The 14,711-nt window shown below is 67.1% G+C and carries 11 protein-coding genes; 1 reads left to right on the top strand and 10 read right to left on the bottom strand.

What is annotated here, in order from left to right; translation table 11 throughout:
* Positions 1–8: 8 nt before the first annotated feature.
* The 10 genes from ATE62_RS18560 to ATE62_RS18605 all read right to left on the bottom strand — a co-directional run bounded on the left by ATE62_RS18560 (position 9) and on the right by ATE62_RS18605 (position 13,773).
* A complete protein-coding gene (locus ATE62_RS18560; RefSeq protein WP_058806368.1) occupies positions 9–1,148 on the bottom strand; it encodes an aminotransferase class I/II-fold pyridoxal phosphate-dependent enzyme in 1,140 nt (379 codons plus the stop codon).
* A 134-nt stretch (positions 1,149–1,282) separates the two neighbouring features.
* Positions 1,283–2,323: an amidohydrolase family protein gene (locus ATE62_RS18565; RefSeq protein ID WP_058806369.1), complete on the bottom strand. Its 1,041-nt coding sequence runs from the start codon at positions 2,321–2,323 to the stop codon at positions 1,283–1,285.
* Complete coding sequence (locus tag ATE62_RS18570; protein ID WP_058806370.1) at positions 2,320–3,507, bottom strand: dipeptidase; 1,188 nt, start codon at positions 3,505–3,507, stop codon at positions 2,320–2,322. The genes ATE62_RS18565 and ATE62_RS18570 overlap by 4 nt, the downstream gene beginning before the upstream one ends.
* Positions 3,504–5,081 (bottom strand): serine hydrolase, encoded by a 1,578-nt coding sequence (locus ATE62_RS18575; protein ID WP_058806371.1) that lies wholly within the window; start codon positions 5,079–5,081, stop codon positions 3,504–3,506. Before ATE62_RS18575 ends, ATE62_RS18570 begins: the two co-directional genes overlap by 4 nt.
* Positions 5,078–6,217: a YkvI family membrane protein gene (locus tag ATE62_RS18580; RefSeq protein ID WP_058806372.1), complete on the bottom strand. Its 1,140-nt coding sequence runs from the start codon at positions 6,215–6,217 to the stop codon at positions 5,078–5,080. Before ATE62_RS18580 ends, ATE62_RS18575 begins: the two co-directional genes overlap by 4 nt.
* Positions 6,214–7,254 (bottom strand): DUF1611 domain-containing protein, encoded by a 1,041-nt coding sequence (locus tag ATE62_RS18585; RefSeq protein WP_058806373.1) that lies wholly within the window; start codon positions 7,252–7,254, stop codon positions 6,214–6,216. Before ATE62_RS18585 ends, ATE62_RS18580 begins: the two co-directional genes overlap by 4 nt.
* 19 nt (positions 7,255–7,273) lie before the next feature.
* Positions 7,274–9,460 (bottom strand): TonB-dependent receptor, encoded by a 2,187-nt coding sequence (locus tag ATE62_RS18590; protein ID WP_058806374.1) that lies wholly within the window; start codon positions 9,458–9,460, stop codon positions 7,274–7,276.
* Between the two features lie 4 nt (positions 9,461–9,464).
* On the bottom strand, positions 9,465–10,607 hold the full coding sequence (locus ATE62_RS18595; RefSeq protein WP_058806375.1) for a dipeptidase: 1,143 nt from the start codon (positions 10,605–10,607) through the stop codon (positions 9,465–9,467).
* A gap of 179 nt (positions 10,608–10,786) precedes the next feature.
* Entirely contained in the window at positions 10,787–11,794 is a 1,008-nt protein-coding gene (locus ATE62_RS18600; protein ID WP_058806376.1) for a dipeptide epimerase, read from the bottom strand.
* On the bottom strand, positions 11,794–13,773 hold the full coding sequence (locus ATE62_RS18605; protein ID WP_058806377.1) for a serine hydrolase domain-containing protein: 1,980 nt from the start codon (positions 13,771–13,773) through the stop codon (positions 11,794–11,796). Before ATE62_RS18605 ends, ATE62_RS18600 begins: the two co-directional genes overlap by 1 nt.
* Before the next feature lie 128 nt (positions 13,774–13,901).
* On the opposite strand from ATE62_RS18605, the gene ATE62_RS18610 reads away from it, so the two are divergent.
* On the top strand, positions 13,902–14,555 hold the full coding sequence (locus ATE62_RS18610) for a helix-turn-helix domain-containing protein (protein WP_231736312.1): 654 nt from the start codon (positions 13,902–13,904) through the stop codon (positions 14,553–14,555).
* The last annotated feature ends 156 nt before the right edge of the window (positions 14,556–14,711 follow it).

The raw sequence follows: 14,711 nt of genomic DNA, 5'->3' as shown, positions 1-14,711 counted from the left end.
CGATGCCGCTAGGGCCGCTGCGCGTAATTCGCGAACCAGGGTGCCATGCGGCCGCACGCCTCCTCGATCTCTTCGCTCGAGACCGCAAAGCTCAGCCGCATGAAGCGCGATCCGTCGACGGGGTCGAAGTCCACACCCGGCGCGGTCGCGACCGCGGTATCGACCAGCAATTGCCGGCAGAAGGCGATGCTGTCGTCGGTCAGGTGCCCGATGTCGGCATAGATATAGAAGGCGCCGTCGGGCGGTGCGATACGGCGCAGGCCCATCGCGGGCAGCCGGTCGAGGAGCAGGGTGCGGTTGCGCTTGTAGGTCGCGAGATGCCCCTCCAACTCTTCGCGTTCGTCGAAGGCGACGAGCCCGGCATGCTGGGCAAGGCTGGGCGGGGTCAGGAACAGATTGCCCATCCGCGCGCGCGCCGCGTCGATCTGGTCGGGCGGCACCACCAGCCACCCGAGCCGCCAGCCCGCCATGCTGTAATATTTGGAGAAGCTGTTGACGACGAAGGCGTCGGGCGACTCCTGCAGCATCGACGGCACCGGCCCGACATAGGAGAGGCCGTGATAGATTTCGTCGGAGACGATGCGGATGTTCCGCCGCCGGCAGACCGCGGCGATCGCGGCCATTTCGGCCGCCTCGATCACCGTGCCGGTCGGGTTGGCGGGGCTGGCGACGATCAGCCCCTCGGGCGCGGGGTCGAGCGCCTCGACCGCGGCGGCGGTCAGCTGGAAGCGCTCGGCCTCGCCGCAGCCGATCTCGACGGGCACCATGTGCAGCGCCTTGAGCGTATTGCGATAGGCGACATAGCCCGGCCGCGCGAGGGCGACGCGCGCGCCGGGCGCGAAGGCGCAGGTCAGCGCGAGCACGAAGGCTGGCGAGGCGCCGCAGGTCAGGATCACCTGCTCGGCATCGACCGCGACGCCATGCATCTCCTGATAGTAGCGTGCGATCCGCTGCTTGAGCGCCGGGCTTTCCCAATAGCCCATGCCGTCCTCGGCCAGCACCTGTTGCGCGCGCGCCACCGCGGCGGCGGGGGCGCCGGTCGAGGGCTGGCCGAACTCCATATGGATCACGGGCTCGCCCGCCGCCTTCATCTGGTGCGCGAGGCGGCTGATCGAGATCGCGAAAAAGGGATCGACGGCGGCGGTCATGTCGGGCCTGTTATGCGCATCCGGCCCGCTTTGCGACACCCGAATCCGGCCGGATGCTCCTGGCTATCGTCCATCATATAGCGACCCGATCCGTCCATCTCGTCGACGTGGCCGAGGCACCCAAGGTCCTGACCCTAGGGCTGTTGCCATCCGGGACGTAGATAGGGGGCCAGATTGCCGCACAGCTGCTTCCATTCGGCGTCGGTCACGGGCAGCATTTCGCGCTCGCGCGCAAAATATTCGGCCACGGGCGCGAGCGCGGGCCAGTCGCTCGCCAGCACGAAACGATCGAGCCCGATGCGCCGCATCCCCGCCACATAGAGCCCGCGCATCTCCTCGTAACTGCGCGTCTCGGTCGACGTCTTCGCATCGGGCAGTTTTGCCGGATCGAACTGCATCACCGCCGAAATATCGAGCACCAGATTGGCGGTGCCCGGCGCCCCGCGCGCGATCGCCGCGCCATAGGCGTCGAGCGCTTCGAGCGTCGGCTGGTCGATCCCGGCATAGCCGCCGCCGTGCGCGATCTGCACCGGCAGGTCGCCCGCCTGCGCCAGGATTTTGTCGATGAAGATGTTGACGCTCGCCCCGCTGAACGGCGCCGCGCCGCGCAGATGGACGACCAGCGGCAGGCGCGCCTTGCGCGCCGCGGCGAAGAAGCGGCCGAGCGTATCGACCTGTTCGGCGTTCGCGGTGTCGAAGCCGCTGTTGCCGAGGTGCAGCTTGATGCCCGATGCCCCAGGCTGGTTCGCCCAATAATCGAGCTCGCCCAACGCGTTGGGGGCGAAAGGATTGATCCCGACGAAGGCCACGAGCCGCCCCTTCGACGCCAGCGCGGCGTCGACATTGTAGCGGTTCTCGGCGCGCATCCGCTCGGCCCGGACCGCGGGCTCCATCGGCACCGCGGAGAAGCCGAACATATAGCCGACCGACAGCAGCACCCCCTTGTCGATGCCCGCGCGGTCGAGCTCGCGCACCGCATCCGCGCCGCTCCGCTCGGTGAACAGGTCGACGGAGATGCCGTCGAATATGGCGGGGTCCGCAGCCTGCATCGCGCGCAGCTGATCGGTGATCAGCCGACTCTGGATATGCATATGATGGTCGGCGCGCGGCGCCTCCTGCGCCGGCGACGCCGCCGGGGCGAGCAGCGCGAGCGCCAGCAGGGCCGAACGGATCATTTGCCGCCCTGCGCCGCCAGCACGCGCAGCACATTGCCGCTCCACATCTTTTCGAGGTCGGCGTCCGAATAACCCGCGGCCTTCAGCCGCTCGGTGACCTTGGGCAGCGCCGAAATATCCTCGATCCCGGGCAGCCCGCCGCCGCCGTCCCAATCGGCGCCGAAGCAGATATGGTCGACCCCGCCGACCTCGATCGCGCGCAGCACCATCTTCATATAGGCCTCGAAATCGGCGGCCCACAAAGGCTCGCGCTTGTCGAGCTCGCGCCATTGGCGGTTGAGCTCGGCCTGCTCTTGCGGCGACAATTTGCCGATCCGCTCATATTGGCCGAACAGCGCGCCGCGCGCGGGGGTCATGTTCATCTCCGACATAAAGATCGTCGAGATGCACATCGCGCCGCCCTTCGCCGCGAGCGCCTTCAGCCGCCCCTCGTCGAGGTTGCGCGGGTGGTCGTTCGCCGAGCGCAGGCTCGAGTGCGAGAGGATGATCGGATATTTCGACAATGCGAGCAGCTGGTCGAAGGTGGCGTCCGAGGCATGGCTCGCGTCGATCACCATGCCCAGCCGGTTCATCTCCGCCACCCACTGCTTGCCGAGCGGGCTCAGCCCCTTCCACTTCGCCTCGCCGGTCGCGCTGTCGGCGAACTGGTTGGTCTTCGAATGCACCGGGCCCGCCATGCGGACGCCCTTCTTGTAGAATTCGGCGAGCAGCGCGACATCGTCGCCCAAGGGATAGCTGTTCTCGATCGACTTGTACGCGATCAGCTTGCCCGCCTTGTCGAGCGTGCGCGCGTCGGCGGCGGTCAGCGCGGGGCCGATGAGGTCGCCATGCTTCCGGATCGTCGCATCGATCAGGTCCGACCGACCGCGCGCGAAGGCGAGCGCGTCGGCATAGCCCTGCGGCGTCAGCGGCCCCTGTTCGGTGTAGATGACGAAGAAACCGCCATCGAGCGCACCCGCCTTCATCCGCGGGATATCGACCTGGACGATGTCGCCCTCCAGCGTGTGCGGATCGGCGAAGCTCCACCCCGCGCGCTCGAAATGGAGCGAGGTGTCGAGGTGGGTGTCGAGCGTCAGGAAACGGCTGTGCAGCGGCCGGTCATCGTTAGGCGCGGCGCCGTCCTCCTTCGCGGCGGTGCAGGCGGCGAGCGAGGCGGTGGCGAGCAGGATCGCGAGCTGTTTCACTTCTTCTCCTCCACCGGCTTCAGGTCGAGGTCGTGATAGTCCCAGCTGAAGTCGGCGATCTTGCTCACCGCCTTCATCGTCACGCCCGTCACCTTGCCGTCGGCATCGAGCGCGAAGGTCACATAGGCGGGTTCGATCGCGGGGTCGTCATATTCGGTGACGAAGCTGTCATACTGCCAATGCTTGAGCCGCCCGACCATGCGCGGGGTCGAGGTGAAGTCGATCGTCAGCCCCTGCGCCGTGTTCGCGACGACGATGTCCCCATACCAGGGATCGCGGTAGCGCCCGGCATAGCGCGCGGGGTCGAGCGACGGGCCGACCTTCGCGGGCGAGGCCTGCGCCTGCTTCAGATATTCGACGCCGCCGGCAAGCCGCTCCTTGTACCAATCCTGCCATTTCGTCGTCCAGCCGATGTCGGGCTGGTCCAGATAATGGTCGAGCAGCCGATAGGTGAGCCCGAGCAGCATGCCGCTCTCTTCATTGTTCATCATGATCGCGAAGCCGACTTGTCTGTCGGGAATCATCACGACGCGGGTGATCGAGCCGAACACGCCGCCGCCGTGCGAGATGATGCGGTGGCCGCGATAATCCTGCACCTGCCAGCCGAGCGCATAGGCCTGCTGCATCGGCTGCGCGGCTTTCAGCTGCTCGGGCAACTGGGTGATCGGCATCGGGGTCACCGGCTTCCACATCTCGGCCGCCTGCGCTTCGCTGAATAGCTTTTTCCCGTTCGGCAGTGCGCCGTGCGCGAGCTGGATCTTGAGCCATGCCGCCATGTCGTCGGCGCTGAGCGCAAGCCCGCCCGCGGGCGCGCCGTTGCGGCCCAGTTCGTCGCGCTCGTTCAGCGCCTGCTGGTCGCCGAGCCCGCGCAGCGGTCCGTTCAGCCGCGCGTGCGGCCATGAGCGGTTGGCGATGCGGAAGCGGTCCTCGCTGTCGCTGGTCGCGTTCTTCATGCCGCCGGGGCGCAGCAGCTTTTCGCGGATGAATACTTCCCAGGTCTGACCCGTAACCTCCTCGATCAGCTGGCCGGCGACGGCGTAGAGGATATTGTCATAGGCATAGGCCGAGCGGAAACTGGTCTTGGGCTTGAGATGGGCAACGCGTTCGACGGTCTGTTTTCGGGTGAGGTGCGTGCGCGGGACGAACATCAGGTCGCCCTGCCCCAGCCCCAGTCCGCTGCGGTGGACGAGCAAATCGCGGATCGTGATCTCGCGCGTGACCCAGGCGTCGTACATGCGGAACCAGGGCATATGCTCGATGACGGGGTCGTCCCAGCCGATCTTGCCCTCGTCGACGAGGATCGCGAGCGCCGCGGCGGTCATCGCCTTGCCGGTCGAGCCGGTCTGGAAGATGGTCTCCTTGTCGACCAGCGCGCGCTCGCCGAGCTTCCGCTCGCCCCAGCCGCGCGACATCGTGGTCTTGCCGTCCTCGACGATCGCGATCGACACCCCGGTCGCGCCGATCTCCTTGCGCAGCGCCTCGACCTCGGTCCCGAAATCCTTGGGCGGTTCGGCCCACGCCGGGACGGCGGTGGTCGCGAGCAGCGACAGGGCAATGATGCGGACGTGTTTCATGACACGGTCTCCATGGGGGCAATGGGGGCGGGACGCAGCAGGCGCCAGACACCGATGGTGAGCAAGGGCGCGACGAACACCCCGAGGAACAACCAGGCGAGGAAGCGATAGCCGCTCGCGATCAGGTCGACGAGCCCGATGCGCCCCGCAACGAAGATGCAGCCCGCGAGGATCACCGCGCCGATCGCCGCGCGCGCGCCGGTGGTGAGCGGCGCGCGGCCGCGGCTCTCGATCGCGCCCGAGATGCGCTCGTTGATCGCATGCACCGCCCCCGCGCCGCTTTCGAGCAAGGCGGCGAAGATCATCACCTGGAACAGGACATGGAAACCCGGCACCGTCATCTGCCGCAGCAGGAAATCGGACGGCAGCGTCTCGGCGCCGATCGCGGGGTAGAACGCCATCATCGCGACGAAAAAGAGGATCGCGGGCAGCATCGACAGCGGCCCCGCGATGATCCCCGCAAGCACCGCGTCGCGCTGGCTGGTCAAATGGCGCAGCACCGGCAGGATCACCACCGCGCCGACGATATTGTAACTCGCATAGGTCAGCCCGCCCGACATCCAGTCGCCCGACGGCGGCGGCGCGGTCGCGAAACCCTGACCGATCAGGTCGCCGAAGCTGGCGAGCGCGATGATCAGGAAGAGGGCGTAGACGGTGTAGAGCAGGATCGAGACATATTTGAACATCTGCTCGACGACGCCGGTGCCCCACGCCGTCACCGCGACGATCGCCACGCCGAGCAGCAGCGAGCCCAGCCATTCGGGCCAACCAAAGGTCGCGGCGCCGATCGCCCCCGCCGCGGCGCCGAACACCGCGAGGATCAGGATGACGAAGATCAGATAGGCGATTTCGAAGGCGATCCAGCCTGGGCCCAGAAGGCCTTCGAAAAAGGCACGATAGTCATAGGCGCTCATCTTGCGCGCGAGCGCGAAGGTCAACGCCGCGACCACGCTCCAGACGAAGGTCGCGAGCAGCATCGCGGCAAGCCCGCCCCACGGCCCCGCGGGCACGAAATATTCGGCGAGCTCGCGGCCGGTGGCATAGCCGCCGCCGATGATCACCGCCTTGAGCGCGAAGCCGGGGAGCAGGAAGCGCTGGAACCAGCTCGACCCTCCGGCTGGTTCGGCACCGATCATGCGAGGCAGCTGTCCACGAGCGCCGCAAAGGCCGCGCCGCCGCGGATCGGGTCGGCGACCGGCAGCCCGAGCCGCCGGCTTTCGGCGCCCAGCAGCGCCTCGGCCTCGCCCGCGCCGAGGCTCGAGGTGTTGAGGCTGACCCCGCCGCAGCGGATCGCGGGGTTGGTGCGGCTGCCGAGGCGGATCGTGAGGTCGATGACCTCCTCGACGCTCGGCAGCGCGAAGCTTTCCATGCCGAGGATCACCTTGCGCGACGGATCGTGGCAGACGACGAAGACGTCGGGCTGGCTGCCGTGGAGCAGGCCCAGCGACACCGCGGCATAGGCGGGGTTGAAGATCGACCCCTGCCCCTCGATCAGGTCCCAATGATCGGCGGGCGCATCGGGGCTCAGGATTTCGGCCGCGCCGGCCTCGAAGTCCGAGACCACCGCATCCATCGGGATGCCGCCGCCCGCGATCATGATCCCGGTCTGGCCGGTGGCGCGGAAGTCGGCGTCGAAGCCCCTTTCGACAAAGGCGCGGTGCAGCGCGAGCGCGGTATATTTCTTGCCGAGCGCGCAGTCGGTGCCGACGGTCAGCAGGCGCTTGCCCGTGCGCTTGATCCCGGTGCCGATCGGGATGTCGGCGGGCGGGGTGCGCACGTCGATCAGTCGCTGGCCGGTGCGCCGCGCCGCCTCGACCAGCGCGGGGACGCTGGTTAGCCGCGTGTGCAGCCCGGCAACGACGTCGAGCCCCGCCTCCATCGCCTCGATCAGGATCGCGACCCAGGTATCGCCGATGACGCCGCCCTGGTTGGCGACGCCGATCACCAGCGAGCGCGCGCCTGCCGCCTTGGCCGCCGCGGGATCGAGCCGCGGCAGGCCGGTGGTGACGGTGCAGCCCGCGGCGGAAAACTCCCCGACGCAGCGGTCCGCCGCCCAGTCCGCGAGCCCGAAGGCGGTCTTCGCGAAGCTTGCTTCGGTGGTGTCGCCGAGGAACAGCAGATAGGGCTGCGGCAGCGTCAATCGTTCGGACAAGCGTCCGGTGGGCGCGTTCATCTTGGTCTCTCCCGTCGCGTCAGAAGGACATGTCGAGCGCGACGCCGATCGTCCGCGGCTGTAGCGGCGAAATGCCGAGGAAGCTGGGCTGGTTCAGGCCATTGGCGAAGGTCGACCGCGCCATCTCCCCCTTGTTGTCGAGCAGGTTACGCACATAGGCGCGCGCCGTCCAATGGTCGTTGAAGGTCACCGACGCGTTGAGGTCGACCGAGGTGTAGGGCTTGGCCACCGCCACCAGCGGATCGCTCTCGACCAGCGACAGGCGGTTGCTCGCGTGGCGTATGCCCGCGCCGAAGCTGCCCTTGGTGCTGCCACCGAGCTCGAACTCGTAATCGGCGCGCAGCGCACCGCTGAACTTGGGCACCGCGGGCAGGCGGTCGCCATCGACGCCGCTGATCTCGGGCACATCCTCGCTCAAGGTCGCGTCGGTGTAGCTGCCCGTCGCGCTGATCGTCAGGCCGGGCGCGGGGCGCAGCGCGATGCTGCCCTCGAAGCCCTTGCTCGTCGCCTTGCCGCCGTTGGCGCCGCCCGACACGCCGCCGAAGGCGCGGGTGACCTGGATGTCGGTCCAGTCCATCCAGAAAAAGGCGGCGTCGACGGTCACCATGCGATCGGCGAAATCGGCCTTCAGCCCGACCTCGTAATTGGTCATGCGGTCGGCATCGACGCTGGGCGGGACATTGGGGACGATGACGTTCGGACCGCCGGGGCGATAGCCCGTCGCGACGCGCGCATAGAGCATCGCATCCTCGTTGATGTGGAACTGCGGGCTGACCGAGAAGGTCCAGACGCTTTCCTCCGACGTGCCGGGGTCGTTCGCGGTCGGCACGATCGCGCCCGAGCTGATCTGGGTGAAGGTCTGCTCGTTGCGCGCCCAGCGCAGCCCGCCGGTGACCTCGAACCGTTCGCTGAGCTTGAGGGTGGCGTTGCCGAAGACCGCATATTCCTTGTAGGTCGCCGGCAGGCCGACGATCGCGAGCGGATCGAGCGGCGCGATCGGGTTGCCCGCCATGTCGAACGAACGCACCAACTGCGAATTGCTGGTGGTTTCGTCGGTGAAGAATCCGCCGACCATCCACTCGAAGGTCCCGCCGCTCGGCGACGCGAGGCGAAGCTCCTGTGTCCATTTCTCGAGCCCGAGGTCGAGGTAGAAGGGCGTGATGCCGGGTGCGATCGCGCCGCCGGTGAGCAGCGGGAAGAGCACGCCGAACGCATAGCTCGCATCCTGCACCTGCCGGCTCTGCGTCTTGCTGTAGGTCGTCGCCGAGGTCAGCGTCGCCGCGCCGAAATCATAGTCGAGCGTTGCCGAATAATAGTCGAGGTCGATGTCATAGGATTCGGGGACATAATTGTTGAATGAGTGGCCGTTGCCGAGCCGCTGGCCGGTCAGATCGGCCGCATAAAGACCATTGCCGTCCGAATCGAGCGATTGCCAGATGCCCGCCAGCTTGACGCTGAGTTCGGGGGTCGGCTGCCACAGCAGGGCTAGGCGGCCGCCGCGCTGTTCATAGTCGTTCTGGTCCTTGAGCCCGGCGTTGTTGACGCTGTCGACCCAGCCGGGCGTCTTGCGCCACGCGAAGCTGCCCGACACCGCGAGCGTGTCGGTGGCGATCGGCGCGTTGACGAACACCTGCCCGCCCCAGCCGAGCCCGCCGGCATCCTTGATCGTGAAACCCTCGACGCCGGCGCGGACCTTGAACTGCGTCGTGTCGGGCTGGACGGTGACATATTTGACGAGTCCGCCGATCGAGCTTGCGCCGTAGAGCGTGCCCTGCGGCCCCTTGAGCACCTCGATGCGCTCGAGGTCGTACGGCATCAGGTCGATGGTGAAGGAGCCGGCGCGATTGTAGAGCGCGCTCGACCCCACCGGCGCGTCGTCGAGATAGATGCCGACGGTCTGCGCCGCGTTCAAAGGCGCGACGCCGCGCAGCGTGATTGTGGTCTGGCCGGGCGTGCCGCCGTTGCTGACGTTCATGCCGGGAACATAGCCCGCATAGTCGACGAGCGAGGCGGAGCCCTGTTCCTGCAGCGCCTCGCCGCTGACCACCGCGATCGAGATCGGCACGTCCTGGACATTCTGGACGCGCTTCTGCGCAGTGACGACGATCTCTCCGTCGGTTTCGCCCGCGGCGGCGTCCTGCGCCTGCGCGGGCATGGCAGCCATCAGCGCGGTCAGGCTTGCGGCAATCAAAACAGTCTTTTTCATCGTCTTACCCCCAGACTTGACCAAGCAGGCGGCGGAAATTGCCCCCGAGCACGGCCGTGATGTTGTTGTTGGAATAACCCCGGCGAATGAGTTCCTCGGTCAGGTCGAAGACCTTCAAGGGATGGTCGAAACCGTCGATGTCGATCTTGTCGCGAAAGCCGTAGCTCGCCTTGTAGCTGCCCTTGAGCGCGGCATATTCGGACGGCTCCATGTCGTCGTAGCCGTGGAGGTCGGCGTCGGAGCCGATGCCGACATGCTCGATTCCCGTCAGTTTCGCGACATGGTCGATATGGTCGGCCATATGCCCGACGTTGGTCGGGTCGCTGGCGCGCACGAACATGCGCACCCCGGTGATGCCCATCACCCCGCCCTTCGCCGCGAGCGCCTTGATCGCTTCGTCGGTCTTGACGCGCACATGGTCGACCAGCGCACGCGCGTTGCTGTGGGTGATCGCGATCGGGCCTTTCGCCAGTTCGATCGCGTCGAGCGTCGTGCGGTCGCCGCAGTGCGAGACGTCGATCAGCATCTTCTGCTTCTCCATCTCGGCGATGATCGCGGCGCCATAGTCGCTGACCCCGCCGTCGACGCGCTCGGTGCTGCCCGACCCGATCATATTCTGGCTGTTGTAGGTGAGCTGCGCGCAGCGGAGGCCGAGGCGGCGAAAGGTCGCGACATCCTCGACCTTCTCGAAATGCTCGGCATTCTGGATGCCCATGATCACCGCGCATTTTTTCTCGGACTTGGCGCGGTCGAGGTCGGCGACGTCGCCGACGAGCGAAAAGACATGCGCATTATGCCCCGCAAAATGCTGCCACGCCGCGAGATATTCGAGCGCTTGCGCGCGGGCATCGGGGCCGCCGAGGCCGAAGGCATTGTGGAAGCCCGTGATGCCGCTGGCGCGAAACTCCGCCGCCTCGGCGTCGGTCAGGCGGCGCGTCACATAGTCGGGCGACAGCGTGATCTTGAGCGGCGCGAGCATGTCGATGACCAGCGACGACGCGACGAGATCGACCGCGCGGCGCGAATAGCTGCGCGCGGGGGCGGCGGCGAAAGCGAACGCCCCGCGATTGATCATCGGCGCCGACACGGCGCTCCCCACCACACCGGCGACAAGCGCGCGGCGCGTCAGCGGGAATGACCGACTCATTCCACCCTCCACGAGTATGTTTTACAAATTTGAGACTATTGTCCTAATCAGAAAATTGTCAACCCAAATAGGACATGTTGTCGACTTTTTCGTCACTCCGGGCTCGACCCCGGGGTCCCGCTCAGCCACATCGAAAAGCGGGACCCCGGATCAGGTCCGGGGGGACGAGGGATGGGAGCCTACCCACCCCAGATTTCTTCCGGACAACGGATCATCCCCCCGCGATATTCGACCCCCGGCGCGCGGTCGCGCGCGAGGAAGGTTGGACCGTCGAGGTCGACGATGTCGCAGAGCTGGCCGACCAGATAGGAGGGCGCCATCGACAGGCTGGTGCCCATCATATTGCCGACCATCACGTCGAGCCCCAGCTTCTTCGCCTGCCGCGCGATCGCCAGCCCCTCGGTCAGCCCGCCGCATTTATCGAGCTTGATGTTCACCACGTCGAAGCGGCCGATCAGCGAGGCGGTGTCGGCAAGCGTCACCGCGCTTTCGTCGGCAACGAACGGGAGCGGACGCTTGAGGCCGTCGAGATCGGCCTCGCGCCCGCGCTTCAGCGGCTGTTCGAGTTGCGCCACGCCGTTCGCGGTGAGTATCGGGAGCAGTTTGCGCAAGGTGGCGGCGTCATAGCCCTGGTTGGCATCGACCCCGATCCACGCTTCGGGCCGCGCCGCGCGGATCGCCTCGACGCGCGCGATGTCGTCGCCCAAATCGCCGGTGAGCTTGACCTTCACCGGCGCCTCCGGGTCGATGGTGAGCGCCGCGCGCGCCATCCTGCCCGGCGCGTCGGCGCCGAGCGTCAGGGTCGAGCGCAGGGCCTTGGGCGCCGCCAACCCGGCGAGTTCCCACACGGGCCGCCCCGCCTGCTTCGCTTCGAGCTCCCAATAGGCGCAGTCGATCGCGTTGCGCGCGCCGCCGGGGGGCAGCAGGTGCTGCAGCTCGGCGCGCGTCGCGCCCGCCTCGATCGCCGGACGCACGACGGTCGCCTGGCTAAGCATATGGTCGATATCGTCGCCGAGATAATAGACCCCCGCCCCCTCGCCGCGCCCGCTGTGCGTGCCGTCGGACAACTCGGCGACGAGCAAGGCCGTCTCGGTGAAGACATGCCCCGAGATGCGGAAGGGCTGGTGGTAGGGAAAGCGCTCGACCCGAAGGTCGAGCGCCAGTTTCTGCCGGTCCATGGTCGCCATCAATACACCATGTCGAAGCCGTAGAGGTGGAAGACCAGCGTCACCCAGACGAGCACCAGCGCGGCGAGCACGAGCAGCACCGCACCGAGCTTCATCGTCCAGGCGCGCTTGTCCTTGACCGTGCGCACCAGGTGCCAGCCCGCGGTCGCCAACAGGCCGAAGCTCGCGAGCGGGGTCAGGATGCGCAGCAGGTGGATGAGCCAGTCGAGCGGCCCCCCGATGCTGCCGATATCGGCCGAGAAGGCCGCGATCAGCGCACCCCAGCCGACCAGCGCCGCGATCACCAGCCAGGCGAAGACGCGCGACAGGCGGTAGGCGCGGAGCGACGGTCCGGTCAGCGCGAATTCCGCTTTATAACTGCGGCGCACCAGCGCGCGCACCGGCCAGGCGAGCGCCGCGAGTAGGACCATCGCCAGCGCGAAGAGCATCGCGGGGCTGAGCCAGGCGCTGTTGGTCGCCGCGGGGGCGGGTTCGAACACCATGAAGGGCGAGCCCGCGTCGACGCTCATGCGGACGACGCGGCCGTCCTTGACCTCGGCGGCGAGCCGCTCGCCGGTGCCGGTGTCGCGCCACACGAAGGGTTCGACCTCGACCCAGTCGCGCGCGCCGGCACCGAGCCCGTCGAGCGCGGGGAAGCTGAGCTTGCCGTCCTCGGTCACCCCGATCTGCGCCTGGCCGAGCAGGCCAAGCACGCTCAGAAAATTGGTGAAGCTGCCGCGGCTGCTGACATAATGGCCGACCATCATCTGCGCGTGCGCCTTGGCGGTCTTGGCATCGACGGTGCCGGGCTTTTCGGTGCCGGGCAGATAGCGGTCGGCGAATTTGTGGAACAGCGCGCTGCGCACCGCGCCCGCGTCGCCCGCCTGCCCCGGGGCGTTCATCGAGATATAGAGGCCGATGTCGCTGTCGGGGAAGAGCCACAGATAGGAATGGAACCAGACGGTGTCGCCGCCATGCGCGATCGCGCGGTGGCCGTTGACCCATTGTTCGTAGAAACCGAGCGCCATGCTGTTGAGCGGGCCGACGCCCGGCGCCTTGTAATCGTGCATCATCTTCGCGGTTTCGGGCTTCATCAGCCCGGCGCCGTCGCTCAAGTGCGCGATCATGAACTTGGCCATGTCGGCGCCCGACGCCGACAGGCTGCCCGCGGGCGCGGGGATCACCATTTCGAAGGGCTGCGCCTTCCCGGTGATGTCGGGATAGCCCTTCGACATATGCGCTTCGAGCGCCTTCGGCAGCGGCTGGCGGAAGGTCGCGTGCGTCATGCCGAGCGGCTTGAAGACGTGATTTTCGACATAGGAGTCGAAATCCTCGCCGCTCACCCGCTCGACGATATAGCCCGCGAGCGCGGTGGCGTAGTTCGAGTAAGCAGGGGTCGTGCCCGGCGCAAAGACGCGTTCGGGCAGCGCCAGCGGCATCTGTTTCTTCAGCGTCATCACCGCCTTGGGATCGCTGCTGATCAGGTGGCGCACGGATTCCTCGAACCCCGCGGTGTGCGTCATGATGTTGCGCATCGTGATCGGCTTGCCCTCAAAGGCGGGAATCTTGAAATCGAGATAGGCGTTGACGTCCTTGTCGAGATCGATCTTGCCGCGTTCGACCTGTTGCATCACCGCGGTCCAGGTGACGAGCTTCGACACCGAGCCGGGGCGGAAGAGCGTCGATTCGGGCAGCACCGGCGCGCGTTTCGCGACGTCCGAATAGCCGTAGCCCTTCTCCAGCACGACCTGGCCGTCCTTGACGACGACGACGACCGCGCCCGGAATGCGCCCGCGTTCGAGCGCATAGGGGAGATAACCGTCGAGCCACGCCTCGAGATCGGCGCGGTCGAGCGCGACCGGCGCGGCGGGCGCCTTGACCGCGGGCAGCGCGGGCGCCTCGGCCTTTTTGGCGGGCGGCGCGGGGACCGGCCCCTGCGCCATCAGCGGGACCGCGGCGAGCGCCGCCAGTCCGATCATCAGCTTGCGAACGAAACGCATCGCCACCTCCCTTTTTGCGGCGCCCTCACTGGCCCTTGCAGCGAGCAGCGCGACCCCTTACCAAGGGCTGACATCTGTTAGCCCAATAGGGACATAATGATCCTGATTAGAAAATTGTCAAACGGCTTATGGCGACTTTGATGGCAAGCCGCAGCAAACCGCCGACGCTCGGCGAGGTGATGCGCGGGATAAGGTCGCGGAATCGCTGGACGCTCAAGGAGATGAGCGCGAAGTCGGGCATCCCCGTGTCGACGCTGTCGAAGGTCGAGCACGACCGGCTGACCTTGAGCTACGACAAGCTCCAGCAGCTCAGCCAGCGGCTGAACATGCGCATGTCCGACCTGTTCGCCGAGGAATCGGAGGAGGCCTCGCCGCGCGTGACCGGGCGACGCAGCGTCGGCACGCTCGACAATGCGGTGCGCGTGACCACCGACAATTACGACTATCACTATCTCTGCACCGACCTGCGCCAGAAGCGCATGATCCCGATCCTGACGCGCATCCGCGCGCACAGCGCGACCGAATTCGGCGAGCTCGTCCACCATCATGGCGAGGAGTTCATCTACGTCCTCGAAGGGCGGATGGCGGTGCACACCGAATTTTACGATCCGATCATCCTCGAGGTCGGCCAGGGCATCTACCTCGATTCGTCGATGGGCCACGCCTATGTCGTCGCCGAAGGCTGCGACGAGGCGCTGGTGCTGGGGGTGTGTTCGAGCGCCGACGACGGGCTGATGGATTCGCTGATGAGCCTGCACGCCGATGGGGAAGGCGGGCTTTAGACAGCGGACGCGTGAGCCCCTCCCCTCCCGCCTGCGGGAGGGGCAGCGAGACTTACGAGCTTGCTCGTTAGTCGCAGCGGGGTGGGCCATGGCAACGTCGTTGCCCACCCCCGACCCCTCCCGCAAGCGGGAGGGGAGAAGAGCGTCCGCCCCTGC

The organism is Sphingopyxis sp. HIX (genome assembly GCF_001468285.1).
Taxonomy (GTDB): Bacteria; Pseudomonadota; Alphaproteobacteria; order Sphingomonadales; family Sphingomonadaceae; genus Sphingopyxis.
The sequence above is the reverse complement of the archived record's forward strand: the minus strand, read 5'-3'. Positions and strand labels throughout refer to the sequence as shown.

Excerpts from the sequence above, each read along its gene's own strand:
- ATE62_RS18560 (WP_058806368.1), bottom strand. The coding sequence starts at position 1,148 with ATGACCGCCGCCGTCGATCCCTTTTTCGCGATCTCGATCAGCCGCCTC.
- ATE62_RS18565 (WP_058806369.1), bottom strand. The coding sequence starts at position 2,323 with ATGATCCGTTCGGCCCTGCTGGCGCTCGCGCTGCTCGCCCCGGCGGCG.
- ATE62_RS18575 (WP_058806371.1), bottom strand. The coding sequence starts at position 5,081 with ATGAAACACGTCCGCATCATTGCCCTGTCGCTGCTCGCGACCACCGCC.
- ATE62_RS18580 (WP_058806372.1), bottom strand. The coding sequence starts at position 6,217 with ATGATCGGTGCCGAACCAGCCGGAGGGTCGAGCTGGTTCCAGCGCTTC.
- ATE62_RS18585 (WP_058806373.1), bottom strand. The coding sequence starts at position 7,254 with ATGAACGCGCCCACCGGACGCTTGTCCGAACGATTGACGCTGCCGCAG.
- ATE62_RS18590 (WP_058806374.1), bottom strand. The coding sequence starts at position 9,460 with ATGAAAAAGACTGTTTTGATTGCCGCAAGCCTGACCGCGCTGATGGCT.
- ATE62_RS18595 (WP_058806375.1), bottom strand. The coding sequence starts at position 10,607 with ATGAGTCGGTCATTCCCGCTGACGCGCCGCGCGCTTGTCGCCGGTGTG.
- ATE62_RS18600 (WP_058806376.1), bottom strand. The coding sequence starts at position 11,794 with ATGGCGACCATGGACCGGCAGAAACTGGCGCTCGACCTTCGGGTCGAG.
- ATE62_RS18605 (WP_058806377.1), bottom strand. The coding sequence starts at position 13,773 with ATGCGTTTCGTTCGCAAGCTGATGATCGGACTGGCGGCGCTCGCCGCG.
- ATE62_RS18610 (WP_231736312.1), top strand. The coding sequence starts at position 13,902 with ATGGCGACTTTGATGGCAAGCCGCAGCAAACCGCCGACGCTCGGCGAG.